The organism is Paraburkholderia dipogonis, from assembly GCF_042680985.1.
Classification (GTDB): domain Bacteria; phylum Pseudomonadota; class Gammaproteobacteria; order Burkholderiales; family Burkholderiaceae; genus Paraburkholderia; species Paraburkholderia phytofirmans.
In genome coordinates this window covers 182472-195447 of record NZ_JBHUFR010000008.1, presented here as the reverse complement: position 1 = coordinate 195447, position 12976 = coordinate 182472, and the positions used below count along the sequence as shown (strand labels likewise).

Here is a 12976-nt window from a genome sequence, read left to right as displayed (position 1 = left end):
GGGCTTACGTAGCCCGGCTGCCGTCAGCATTCAGCAGGCGGAAGTCGGCAACGGATTCTTCGAATGAGTTGGAGTTCCTCATGGCCTGCACCAGTGCGGCAAGGTCAGCGTAATCGAACTCCGCACACCAGCTGCCCATGCGTGAAAGCGCTTTAATAAGCGGCTCGGGCCGCCCGTTCTGCGTGAGCGCCCTCAGACAGTCTACAAACTGGGGATGAAATAGCGTTGGAATAATGATGCGAGAGCGACCGCACCGCGATAGTTCGGCATTCATGACCAGGCGGGATAGTCGCCCATTGCCGTCGGCAAACGGATGCACTTCTGCGACGAGAAAAAGATAATAAATGGCCCGTCCCATCCCTTCGGGAATTGTCAACGCGAGGCGGGACCCTTCAGCAAGCGTACCGCGGACGTGCGAGGGTTCGACGAATTGGGTGGTGCCTGCATAGTTTGCTTCGAGCTTGAGGTGGCCCGGGTTCACTTCCGGCCTGCGCTCAAGCATGACGCGATGGCGCTCCTGAAGCACATCGACGAAATCGTCACCGACCGGTGGCACTGCCGCACGGGTTTCCGTTTGATACGCGAGGTCGAACACGCCGAGGATGTCATGCGAATCCTTCGGGCGCTGGGCGACAATCTGATTGCGTAGCACGATCCCCTCGGCTTCTTCCACAGAAAATCGTGTTCCTTCGACGTAGTTGGAAAAATACGATTCAAGAAACGCGAAGTGGATCCGGGCGTTCCCTCGCTCGGCTACGTCAGCGATATCGGGCAGGACTGCGGTGCGCAATGCAGTCGCCAGCGTGCTGAAAACGTCGATACGCCCCATGTCGATTGGCATGCCTCGAGCGATGGCCAAACCGGCCTTTGTTTTGAGTGTGCCTTTTGAGTGGGTGGTCAACAGCGCGCCGACCATGCCGTTGAGTATTTCGTAGCTGGCAGTTGCGCCGAGCGGTTCCGCCAGCGCGCGGGCGCGGTCCCGAATCTGATTGAGTCCGGCTTCTTTGTTCGCGTTCAGGCAGGTAATGAGCCGCTCTTCAATGGCATTGCGTCCAGCGCGGATACTTGCCGAACCTCGACCGAGATTTTCCAGAAGAGCGCGTTCCTGTGAAGCCCAGTAGAGGTCGAGAGAACCAAGCCGAAGGTCGCCGGCTTGCGGGGCCGGCCCTTTCATCAGTACCAGGGTGAGGCCGGGAAAGCGAACACGGCGGTTATAGCGAGTCGGATGAGACAGCACGACTTCGTGGGACGCCGTGATGCCGCCCGTCAATGCGCTCAAATGCGAAACTACCGCGCCCGGAACCGCGTGCGCTGCGATTTTCTGCCAGTTGCGCTGAATTCTGCCAACTATCTCTTCTTCACTGCCGGATTCGACATACACACCCGGGCCAACACGTGTAAGGCTTCCGTCTTTCGCGCGACGCTGCAGACTTCGGTTTAGCGTGGCATCGGAGGTAGAAAAAAATACGTCTGCTGACCGTCGTTTTTCGGCTTCGGAGAGATTCACTGTGGTGGCATCGTGTCGTTTTGTAGCTTTTAATTTAGCAGGTCCGTCGCTTTTTGGCTAAATATGAGATGGCGGCGCCAATCTCGGGATATCGCTTTCAAGCTAGCATTCGGCTAGATGCAGCCGATTTTGTCGCAAATGAGCTAATAGTGAGGAGGGATTGTCGTTTTCGAACTAGACACGCAGATATATCTGGTTCAAAAAACGCGTCCCTCGCTGTGGGCAGAGTGAGCCAAGCCACCGCGCCTCCGTGGCTCGGCTACTGCCTACGCCGAATCAAAACGTCTCATGATGCTCGTTGCGCCCCAGATCCGCATGAACCATCATGTGGCACAACTGCTCCAGCGTGGTTTCCGGTTTCCAGCCGAGTTTTTCGTGAGCCTTGTCCGCGCAGCCGATCAGCAGGTCCACTTCGGCCGGACGATAAAACTTCGGATTCACACGCACCAGCGTTTTGCCGGTGGCGACATCGATACCCGACTCGCGCTCTTCCTTACCCGACCATTCGAGCTGATAGCCCGCTGCCGCAAACGCCATGCGCACGAAATCGCGGACCGTTTCGGTGCGGCCGGTGGCGAGCACGAAGGTGTCCGGCTCATCGGCTTGCAGCATGCGCCACATGCCTTCCACGTATTCGAGCGCGAAGCCCCAGTCGCGTTTGGCGCTCAGGTTGCCGAGTTCGAGCACGTCCTGCTTGCCGAGCTTGATCTTGGCGACGGTGTCGGTGATCTTGCGGGTAACGAATTCGCGGCCACGCAGCGGCGATTCGTGATTGAACAGAATGCCGCTGCTCGCAAACAGACCATACGACTCGCGATAATTGATGGTCGACCAATGCGCGAACAGCTTGGCGACACCATACGGGCTGCGCGGATAGAAGGGCGTGTCCTCGCGTTGCGGGACGGCCTGCACGAGGCCGAACATTTCCGACGTCGACGCCTGGTAGTAGCGCATCTTCGGATTCAGAATGCGGATGCCTTCGAGCAGATTCAGCGCGCCGATCCCGGTCACTTCGGCGGTGGTCACCGGCTGGTCGAACGAAACGCCCACGAAGCTCTGCGCGGCGAGGTTGTACAACTCGTCGGCCTGCGCGCCTTCGAGCAGGCGCAGCGTCGAACCGAGGTCGGTCAGATCGTGTTCGACAAGACGCAGATTCGGATGATCGATCACGCCGAGCTCACGCATGCGCCAGAAATTGACGGAACTCGTGCGCCGGTAGGTGCCGGTCACGATATAGCCCTTGTCGAGCAGCAGTTTGGTCAGATAGGCGCCGTCCTGTCCGGATACGCCGGTGATGGTCGCTTTGCGTGGTTGGCTCATAGCTTGCCTTCGTGATTGTTAAAAGAGAGAAAAAAGCGCTTCATGGCGTGCCTTCCAACAGCCGCCGCACCAACGGTTCGACGACCTGAAAATCCTGTTCGGCCTTCAATTGGTACAGCCCCGGTTTCGGATGCGCGCCGTCGGACATCAAAGTCTTCCAGTCCGGCAAATTGCTGATGTACGCGAACTGGTCGACGAGCGGCACTTGCTGTTCGGCGGCCACGCGGCGCGTCATCGCGACCATCGTCGCGAGCCGCGCATTGAGGCGGTTGTCGGGCATCGGGTTCGCGGTCTGCAGAACCGGCTGCTTGCCGAGTGCGCGGGCGGTTTTCACAAGCGTCGTTTCGGCCGTGTAGAACTGCTCGGGCGTCTGGTTCTGCATCACTTCGTTAATGCCGTAATTGATCAGCACGATCTGCGCGGACGAAGCGGCGAGCCGTTCCTGCCACGGCAAACCCGCCGTCGGCCCGGCGCGGCGATTACCCGTGCCGTCGCGCAGTTGGGTCGCCATCGTGTTGCCCACGCCGTAGTTCGTCACGCGCACCCGTTCGCCGTGGCGCGCCTGCAATTCGTCCTGCAGATACGCGACCGCGTTTTGCGCCTGCGGGCCGCAATGACCTTCGCTGCAGGTAATGCCGAGCGTCGTCGAATCGCCGTAGGCCTCGATCAGCACTTGCGTTCGCGGGCCCGGCGCCGCGCCGAACGCGGCGGATGCGAGCAGCGATGCAGCGGCGCATATGCTTGCGGCAAGCCATGCGCGGCGCTTCATACACTTCATGCGCGGCTTTGCGGCGCTTGCCGCGCCGTGCCGACGCCACCGCCGTTGGCGGCTTGTGTCGGCGCATGCGCCGGCGCCTTGCCCGTCGAGCCGAAAATCAGGCGCTTCTCGAATGCGAACCACGTGATGCTGGCGTAGACGAGCGTGATCGCGAGCGCGAGCGCGGCGGTGACGAAGCGGTTCAGATGCAGCGGCCACAGCGCATACAGCACGCTCAGGTGAATCAGATAAATCGTGTAGCTGATGGTGCCGATATAGACCAGCACGGGATTGCACAACAGCCGTTTGACGATGCCCTTGCTCTGCAGGGCGATGACCACGACTGAAGTGCAAAGCACCAGCGAAACGCTGTAGAGCCCGGCGTTCGAGAGCGGCGTATTGGCCGCGCGAAAGCGCGGAAAGTGCAGATGCAGCCACGCGAGGGTGGCCAGCGCCGCGATCATTCCCAGCACGGCGACGCCTCTGTAAGGCTCGAGCGCATTTCGGTCACGCCGTACGGCAACCGCCAGCAGCGCGCCGGCCGCGAGCAGGTCCATGCGGAACGGCGTGAGGTAATAGATTGGCCAGAACGAATCGAACCAGGGCGTGGCCACCGCGCGCAACACGGGCACCAGCAGGATCAACGCGGCCGCCACGTAGCCGAGCACGCGCTCGGGCACGAGCAGGATCACGAACGGCCAGACAATGTAGAACTGCTCTTCAACGGCGAGCGACCACAGCACATTCAGGCTGTCGTGACCGCTCTGATTGAGCGCGTCGCCGATATTGGTCGCGAAGAACGTGTACCACTGCCAGTGCTCGGCCCAGCCGAGGCCGAACAGAAGCGACGACACCGCCATCAGCAGCACGTAGGGCGGCAGGATGCGGCGCGCCCGGCGTGCGTAGAAATAGCCGAAATACGACTGCTGACGCGCCTTGCGTTCGAGCAGGATGCCGGTAATCAGAAAACCGCTCAAAACAAAAAACAGATCGACGCCCATCCACAGCGGCGCTTTCAACGCGTGCTGCGCGAACACGGCAAGTACCGCGATGGCGCGCAAGCCGTCGAGCTGCACGATGCGGCGGGAGTGGGAAGGCGCTAAGGGCAGTGCGCTGGCAGTCATGAACCGTCCATGGTGTGAAGCAGATGGGCCGGGCGAAGCATCGCGCGAGGGTTTCGTGGAGCAGGCGCGCTCGCTTCGCATCGCAACGGAAGTGCAATCGATTCTAGGGAAAATAAAATCGTGAAAAAACGGGAATGAATTGGATAAATGAATCAGATTGCAACAGGGTGTTTCGTTATCTATTCGCAATGGATTTTTATGCTTGTGTCGAATGGATGACGGGATATGTAATAAGTGCGGATTGCTTTGCTGGGCATCGGTAAGGATGGATGCTGACAGCTCCGTGCACAACGCCGCCACAGCCGATTTCGTTTTAATCAATTTTTAATTGCTTTCTTTCGAGACGCTTAATGCGTCGAATATTTTTGAATTATTTTCGATTTTCGTCGCGGCGTTTTTTCCGCGTAATGTGAGCCGTGCGGATTGGGTGGCCAAGGACGGCGCGTGGGCCTCACGCTGTGATCGCTGTCAAGCGCTCGCGGACTTGCGGGGTTCGCCTGGGTTTGCTTTCCGGACGCTCTGCCCGAGTCCTGTTCCCGCACGAATCTGTCCTATGTCCTTGCACGGCTTCTAGCGGTCTGCATCACGAGATCGACCGCGATTCGTAGCGTCATTCATTGAGTTGTGTTTCCGCGCGAGCCTCTTTGCCCGCGCGCGGCGCTGATTGGAGGAAATACCTTGCACCGTTTCACGTTCAAAAGCTGGTTCGCTGTTTTTGCATGCGCCGCCGGACTGACTGCGGGAGCGGCCAGTGTCACGGTGCATGCGGAAACCGCGTTGAACGCGAAAACGTCGTGGATCGGCAATACCTTCGGTTTCGGCGACGGCATCTGGGCGCAGATCAACATCACCGCGATCGCGGTGGCGCCCGACGGCAAGGTCTATACGAACGCGCCGTGGGACGAAAGCGGTGCTGAAGCGAGCGTCTATCAGAACGGCAAGATGCTCGGCTTCGCGGGCGGCACGCATGGCTGGGGCAATGGTGGCGGCAACGCGGTCGCTTTGAATCGCAAGTACGTGTTCGTTGCGATCGCGGTCGGCAATGAAAAAGGACGCCTGGTCGAGCAGGGCGTGTGGCCGGAGAAGGGCAAGCAGTGGTATGGCATTTCGCGCCGGCAGATCGCCGATCCGAAGCGTGCCGCGCCGTTCCAGCCCGCCGCGAAGAGTGCCGACCCGCATGCGCAGCTGGCGGCCGGCTTTCTGATGATGAACGAAGTGCCGACCGGCACGAGCGCCGAGATCGGCGGCCTCGCGGCGAACGACACCACGCTGTACGCGGCGAACACGGCGCGCGATCGCATCGAGGTATACGACGCGGAATCGATGCAGCAGAAAACCACCTGGAGCGTGCATGAACCGGGCCGACTCGCGCTGGCGCCGGACGGCACGCTGTGGGTGTTGAGCGGCACGCGCAACGATCGTGAGCCGCATGTGGAGCATTACACGTCTACCGGCAAACGCATCGACGAAAACTTTACGCTGCCTGGCGGAACCATCGCGGTGGATATAGCAGTCGACGCGCAAGACCGCGTCCTGATCGCGGATAACGGTCCACGTCAGCAGGTGCTGTATTTCAGCAAGAATAACGGTCGCTATGGCGAATCGGGCGCGCTCGGCGAGCGCGGCGGCATTTTCAGCGGCGTCGCCGGCAAGCCAGGCCCGCAGCGTTTCAACGGCCTCACTGGCGTGGGCGTGGATGCGCGCGGCAACGTGTACGTGTCGACCAATGGCATCGGTCCGCGTTACGACCCGATCGGCGCGGGTCTCGGGGCGACGCTCGAAAGCTATGCGCCCGATGGCCGGCAGAACTGGCAGGTGCAGGGGCTCCTGTTCGTCGACGGTGCGTGGATCGATCCGTCGCGCCCGGACAGCGTCTATACCGGCAACAAGCGCTTCGAACTCGATCTGTCGAAGCCTGCGGGGCAGGACTGGAAGTACGCAGGTTTCCTCTCTAACCGTTTCAAGTATCCGGACGATCCGGTATTTCACACCGATCAGTATCCGGGTCTGCCGATCGCCCGCAAATTGAAGGGCCGCACTTTCCTGTACCTCACGGACATGTACGCGGACCATCTAAAGATCTATCGCTTCGATGCGCAGCACGACGGCGAAACGGCGATTCCTTCCGGCTTCATCGCGGGGCGTGAGCGCGCGGTGGCCAAGGTGCCGAATGCACCGCCGGGCGGCGACTGGATCTGGCGCGATACGAACGGCGACGGCAAGTTCAACACCGATGAATTCGCGCTCAACACGAGCGGCACGAAGCTCGCGGGCGGCTGGGGCTGGTGGGTCGACACCGCCGGCGACATCTGGCGCACGCGCGACACCAAGGGCATCTACCGCTTCCGTTTCGGCGGGCTGGATGCGAAGGGCAATCCGGTCTACTCGTACTCGAACATGACGCAGTACCCGGTGCCGCAACCGTTCACGGAGCTGCATCGCGCGATCTACGACCCGGACACCGACACGATGTACGTGAGCGGCTACACGCCCGACACGCCGGTCGATCGCGGCTTCTGGAAAGAAGTGGGCCGCGTGCTGATGCGCTACGACAAATGGTCGAGCGGCAACCCCGTGCAGCGCTATGCGATCACGCTGCCGTGGCAGACGCAGAGCAAACCCATCGCCACGATCATCGGCCTGACGGTCGAAGGCCAATACATTTTCGGCGTCGAGCCGGTCGGCGCGGTGCACGTATGGGACAAGGACAGCGGCAAGGAAGTCGGCGTGATCCGGCCGGGCCCGGAAGTGAGCCGAGCGTCGGGCTGGGTCGATGTGCCGAACGGCATTAGCGCCGCCAAACGCGCCAACGGCGAGTACCTCGTGTTCGTCGAGGAAGACGCGCGCGGCAAAGTCATGATGTACCGCTGGAAGCCTTGAAGAACGAAGCATGAGCGCTTCGGCGCATGACAAGGCGACCCGCAGACAAACGTAGTCAAACCCAAGGCATCCGATGGACAAAGGCATTCTCAAGAACGTAGCGATCAACTTTTTCGGGCTGGTGCTGCCGACTTTCGTCTCGCTCGTGACCGTGCCGTCGTATATCAAGCTGCTCGGCGTCGAGCGCTACGGCGTGATCAGCCTCGTGTGGACGCTGATCGGCTACTTCGGCATTCTCGATCTCGGCATGAGCATGGCCGCGCAGAATCACATCTCGAAGGCGCGCGCGTCCGGCGACAAGGACGAGAGCGCGCGCGTGTTCTGGAGTGCGACGTGGCTCAATCTCGCGACCGGCGTGATCGGCGGATTGATCATTTATTTCGGCGCGTTTCTCTACACCGCGTATTTCACCAAGGTGTCGCCCGAGCTGCAGCACGAGGTGTATATGGCGCTGCCGTGGCTCGCGGTGGCGATTCCGATCGCCAACGTCTCGTGGGTGTTCGCCGGCGCGATCAACGGCGCGGAACGCTTTGGCGTCTACAACACCAATCAGACCATCGGCACGTTTCTGTTCCAGCTGCTGCCGCTCGGCGCCGCGCTGTGGATGGGCGCGACCTTGCAGAACGTGCTGGCCGCCGCGGTGTTCGCGCGGATCGTGGCCGCGCTTCTGCTGGGACGCTCGGCGCTGAAAGTGCTGGAAATCCGCCGCATTCTGCCGCCGCAATTCGGCGTGGCGAAGGGCCTGTTCAATTTCGGCGGCTGGATGCTGATTGCGAGCGTCACCACCATGATCGCCGATTCGCTCGACCGCGTGATGCTCGGCACGAGCCTCGGCGCGCGTTTCGTCACGTATTACACGGTGCCGCAGAACCTTGTCACGCGATTGAACATCGTGCCGACGGCGCTGGTGCGCACATTGTTTCCGCGGCTTTCCGCAGTGGGACGCGCCGACGCCGACACCATCACGCAGCAGTCGCTCGAATTTCTCAACGGCGTGTTCACGCCGGTCGCGCTGGTCGCGATGCTGGTGCTCGAACCGTTTTTGCATCTGTGGGTGGGCAATGAGATCGCCACCGTGGCCGCACCGGTGGGCCGAATCATGATCGTCGCCGTGTGGCTGGTCGGGCAGGCGAACGTCACGCGGATTCTGATCCAGTCGCAGGTCAATCCCGCCACGGCCGCGCGCGTCGGATTGTTCGAATTGCCCTTGTTTGCAGGGGCATTGTGGTTCGGCATCACGCATTTCGGCCTGACCGGCGCGGCGGTGGCCGTGGCCGGCCGCGCGCTATTCGACTACGCGGTGCTGCTGCGGCTGTGCGCGATTCGCGCCAGGCAGATCGCGCTCGACATGCTCGCTCACCTTGCTTTCCTGCTGGCCAGCCTGTGGCTCGCCAGCTTCCTGCCGGGTCTCGCAATGGCGATTGTTGCCGGCGTATTGATGGTAGGCGCGAATGTCGCCTGGTCGATCACGATGACACCCGCCTTGCGCGATCTTGCGCGTTCACTGCTGTTGCGACTGAATCCGAGGAAAAGCGCATGAACCACGAAGTCCTTGAAGAAGCCGTGCTGCAACCCGCGACGCGCAGCGCACTGGCCGAATTCACCACCGTTCCCGGCGCGCAGGCGCAGCCGCGCCGCGCCGCGCTGCGCGCCGACAAAACTGTGCGCGTCGCGATCGTGCACGACTGGCTCGTCACGTATGCGGGCGCGGAGAAAGTACTCGAACAGATTGTCGCGTGCTTTCCGGACGCGGACCTGTTCAGCCTCGTCGATTTTCTCGACGACCGCAGCTTCCTGCGCGGCAAGTCCGTCACGACCTCGTTTATCCAGAAGCTGCCGCTCGCGCGCACCAAGTACCGCTCGTATCTGCCGTTGATGCCGCTCGCGATCGAACAGCTCGACGTGTCCGCGTACGACGTGGTGATTTCGAGCAGCCACGCCGTTGCCAAGGGCATTCTGACCGGCCCCGACCAGGTGCATATCAGCTACGTGCATTCGCCGATTCGCTACGCGTGGGACTTGCAGCATCAATACCTCAAACAGTCGAAGCTGACCAACGGCCCGAAATCGGCCATGGCGCGGCTGATTCTGCATTACATGCGCAACTGGGATATCCGCACCTCGAATGCGGTGGATGGCTTCGTCGCCAATTCCGAGTTCATCGCGCGGCGCATCAAGAAGGTCTATCAGCGCGACGCGCAGGTGATCTTCCCGCCGGTCGACGTCGAAGCCTTCGCACTGTGCGCCGACAAGGACGACTTTTATCTGACCGCCTCGCGCATGGTGCCGTACAAGAAGATCGATCTGATCGTCGAGGCCTTCGCGCGCATGCCGCAGCGCAAGCTCGTCGTGATCGGCGATGGTCCCGACATGCAAAAGATCCGCGCGAAAGCGGGGCCGAACGTCGAGATCATGGGTTATCAGCCGTTCAAGGTGCTCAAGGAAAAGATGAGCCGCGCCAAGGCCTTCGTGTTTGCCGCCGAAGAAGACTTCGGTATTTCGGTCGTCGAAGCACAGGCCTGCGGCACGCCGGTGATCGCCTACGGCAAGGGCGGCGCGCTCGAAACCGTGCGCGATCTGTCCGAGCCGCGGCCCACCGGCATGTTCTTCGCCGACCAGACCGCCGAGTCGATCATCGCCGCGGTGGAGCGTTTCGACGGCCACGTGAAGCGTTTTTCGCCGCTGGATTGCCGCGCGAACGCCGAGCAGTTCTCCGCCGCGCATTTCCGCGAGCGCTTCTTTTCGCATGTGCGGGCGGCGGTGCCGGCTCTGCGCGCGGCGACGCTGCCGCCGTACGTGCCGTATAACGCGCCGACCGTCGCCAGCGGTCCGCGCATTCTGGCGGTCGATCAAAGCGGCGTGCTCGGCGGCGCCGAACTGTCGCTGCTGGAAATCGTCAAGGCGTTGCGCTCGCGCATCGAGGTCGTGCTGTTCGACGACGGCCCGTTTCGCAGCGCGCTCGCCAAAGCCGGCGTGGCCGTCGACGTGCTGGATGCAGGCGCGCTGCGCCATGTTCGCAAACAGGGCGGGTCGATGCCGAAAGGCCAGGCGCTCAAGGGTTTGGTATCGCTCGTGCGCGCCACGGCCAAACGCGCGCGCAACGCGGACGTGATCTACGCGAACACCCAGCGCGCCATGGTGATCGGCGCGCTCGCCGGCAAGCTGGCGCGGCGCCCGGTGGTCTGGCATCTGCGCGATATCGTGAGCCCCGAGCATTTCGGCGGCAAGCAACTGGCGATCATCAAATGGTGCGCGCGTCTTGGCCTCACGCATGTGATCGCCAATTCGGCCGCGTCGGCGCGCGCGTTTGCGGAGCTCACGCAGTTCGACGAAAAGCGCATCGACGTGGTGTTCAACGGCATTTCCGCCGCGCCGTTCGACGCCTTGCGCACGGTGCCGCAAGCAACGCTGCGCAAGCGCCTCGGCTTGCCGGAAGACGCGTTTCTGGTTGGCTCGTTTAGCCGTCTCGCGCGTTGGAAAGGGCAGCACGTGCTGCTCGAAGCGATGGTGCTCAATCCGCAGATGCATGCGGTGCTGGTGGGCGCGCCGCTCTTCGGCGAGGACCAGTACGAGATCGAACTGCACGCGTTCGTCGCCGCGCACAACCTCGGCGGGCGCGTGCATTTTCTCGGCTTCCAGCACGATATCGCGGCCTGCATGTGCGCGGTCGACGCGGTCGTCCATACGTCGATCACGCCGGAGCCGTTTGGCCGTGTGATCGTGGAAGGCATGCTGGCGCAGCGGCCGGTGGTGGCGGCGCGCGCGGGCGGCGTGCTGGAGATCATCGACGACTACGAGAACGGCATGCTGTGCACGCCGGCAGACGCGCACGGCCTCGCCGACGCGCTCGCCGAATTGCGCTCGAACGACGAACTGCGCAACCGGCTGGTCAGGAACGGGTATCAGACCGCGCTGAGCCGGTTCGGCACCGCGACCTATGTCGAAGGTGTCGAGCGGATTCTGAAGCGCGTGGCGGGGCCGAAAATGGCTTAGGAAGGTTCTACGCGGGGTAGGCAGGGACTCGGCCGGTTCCTGCCATTAGCGCAGCGGAGCGAAAGTCTCACGACGTTCGCTCCGTTTTTTTATCGCGCGTTTTTGCCGCGTGAGTTCAGGCCTTTTTCAAAGCCGCTTTCGGCTTGAAACTGGCCGACCATTTCATCGCCGGCAACTCGACCAGGCGGTAGAACACATACGCCACCGGCACGGCCACCAGCATGAAACCGAACGACGGCCAGATCGATATTTGCAGGGATGAGCGGAACAGCAGCGACGACAGCAGCACGAAGATCGGCAGATGGATCAGATAGAGCGAGAAGCTGAAGTCGCCAAAGCGCGACAGCAGACGCGTGCCGAAGGTGGGGCCGCCCGCCGGGTTGCCGCGCTCCAGCGCCTTGTACAGGTAGAACGCAAAGCCGACCGCCCACAGCTGGAACGCACCGTACTGGCCGAAATGAAACGCCGCGCAGCCGAGCGCGACAAAGCCCGCGGCGAGCGCGTAAAGCCACATCGACGAGCGGGCCTGCGGCGCGCGATGCGCACGGGCGTCGGAGATCCATGCGCCGAGCGTCCACGAAAACCAGTACGACGTGAAGAACTGAATGTCGTGGCGTTCGAGCACGTAGGCGGACACCACGTTGACGAGCGCGACGATGGCCAGCACGGAGGTCATGCCGATACGCCGGCGCAGCGCGAACAGCAGCGGATAGATCGCGTAGAACTGCACTTCGAGCGAGAGTGTCCAGAGCGCGCCGTTCGAGCCGAACGTCTTGCCGGCCACGCCTTGCAGCGAAAACAGATTGACGAGGAACGCCCGCAGGCCGATCTCGCGGATCTTGTGATTGACGGGCGGCAATTGCAGGCTGAACCAGTCGAGCGCGAAAGTCAGCACCAGCGCCGCGAGCAGCACGGGATAAATGCGCGCAAAGCGGCGCACCCAGAAATTGCCCGTATCGAGCCGGTAAGCGGGATTGCCGGCCAGGCGCAGCGCGCCGCCGCGGTGAATGCAATAACCGCTGATCACGAAGAAAATCGGCACGCCGGCTGAGCCCCATGCAATCGGGAACGTCAGATACGCGGCGATCGCATTCAGACTGAATGCATGGCCCACGCTCTGGTGAAACGCCTGCATGCCGACCCATTCCACCTGGCGGCAATGAAAATACGCCACCAGCAGCGCGGCGAAGCCCCGCATGGCGTCGATGACGTGCTCCTTGCCCGCGCTGTCGGCACGCGCTTCGCTCTGGGCGCGCGGCGCGGTGGCTGTGCGAGGCGGGGAGAGGGGCAGGGATGAGCCGGCGGCATCCAGTGCTGAGTCGCTCATACGCGGTCCTTATTCTGACGGAGGGGAAATGCAGATTGGCAGATTGGCGGATTCGCGCGGGCGCCGTA

The 12976-nt window shown here is 62.2% G+C and carries 8 protein-coding genes; 3 read left to right on the top strand and 5 right to left on the bottom strand.

The features are described from left to right. Positions 1-4: 4 nt before the first annotated feature. The 4 genes from ACFSNN_RS10870 to ACFSNN_RS10855 all read right to left on the bottom strand — a co-directional run bounded on the left by ACFSNN_RS10870 (position 5) and on the right by ACFSNN_RS10855 (position 4708). Entirely contained in the window at positions 5-1507 is a 1503-nt protein-coding gene (locus ACFSNN_RS10870; protein ID WP_134456102.1) for a Fic family protein, read from the bottom strand. Between the two features lie 276 nt (positions 1508-1783). Continuing rightward, positions 1784-2827, bottom strand: coding sequence for a GDP-mannose 4,6-dehydratase (gene gmd / locus ACFSNN_RS10865; protein ID WP_134456101.1), 1044 nt, complete (start codon positions 2825-2827; stop codon positions 1784-1786). Positions 2828-2867: 40 nt separating this feature from the next. Then, positions 2868-3596 (bottom strand): SGNH/GDSL hydrolase family protein, encoded by a 729-nt coding sequence (locus ACFSNN_RS10860; protein ID WP_134458856.1) that lies wholly within the window; start codon positions 3594-3596, stop codon positions 2868-2870. Between the two features lie 5 nt (positions 3597-3601). Further along, on the bottom strand, positions 3602-4708 hold the full coding sequence (locus ACFSNN_RS10855; RefSeq protein ID WP_134456100.1) for an acyltransferase family protein: 1107 nt from the start codon (positions 4706-4708) through the stop codon (positions 3602-3604). A gap of 678 nt (positions 4709-5386) precedes the next feature. Here ACFSNN_RS10855 and ACFSNN_RS10850 point away from each other — a divergent pair. From ACFSNN_RS10850 to ACFSNN_RS10840, 3 genes are all read left to right on the top strand, one after another. After that, complete coding sequence (locus ACFSNN_RS10850; protein ID WP_134456099.1) at positions 5387-7588, top strand: NHL repeat-containing protein; 2202 nt, start codon at positions 5387-5389, stop codon at positions 7586-7588. Between the two features lie 73 nt (positions 7589-7661). Continuing rightward, entirely contained in the window at positions 7662-9128 is a 1467-nt protein-coding gene (locus ACFSNN_RS10845) for a flippase (RefSeq protein ID WP_134456098.1), read from the top strand. Next, positions 9125-11581, top strand: a complete 2457-nt coding sequence (locus ACFSNN_RS10840; protein WP_134456097.1) for a glycosyltransferase family 4 protein — start codon at positions 9125-9127, stop codon at positions 11579-11581. Before ACFSNN_RS10845 ends, ACFSNN_RS10840 begins: the two co-directional genes overlap by 4 nt. Positions 11582-11696: 115 nt before the next feature. Here the strand turns inward: ACFSNN_RS10840 and ACFSNN_RS10835 are convergent, their stop codons facing one another. Then, the gene (locus ACFSNN_RS10835; RefSeq protein ID WP_134456096.1) at positions 11697-12908 is read right to left on the bottom strand and encodes an acyltransferase family protein; all 1212 of its coding nucleotides are present in this window, start codon (positions 12906-12908) and stop codon (positions 11697-11699) included. Between the last annotated feature and the right edge of the window lie 68 nt (positions 12909-12976).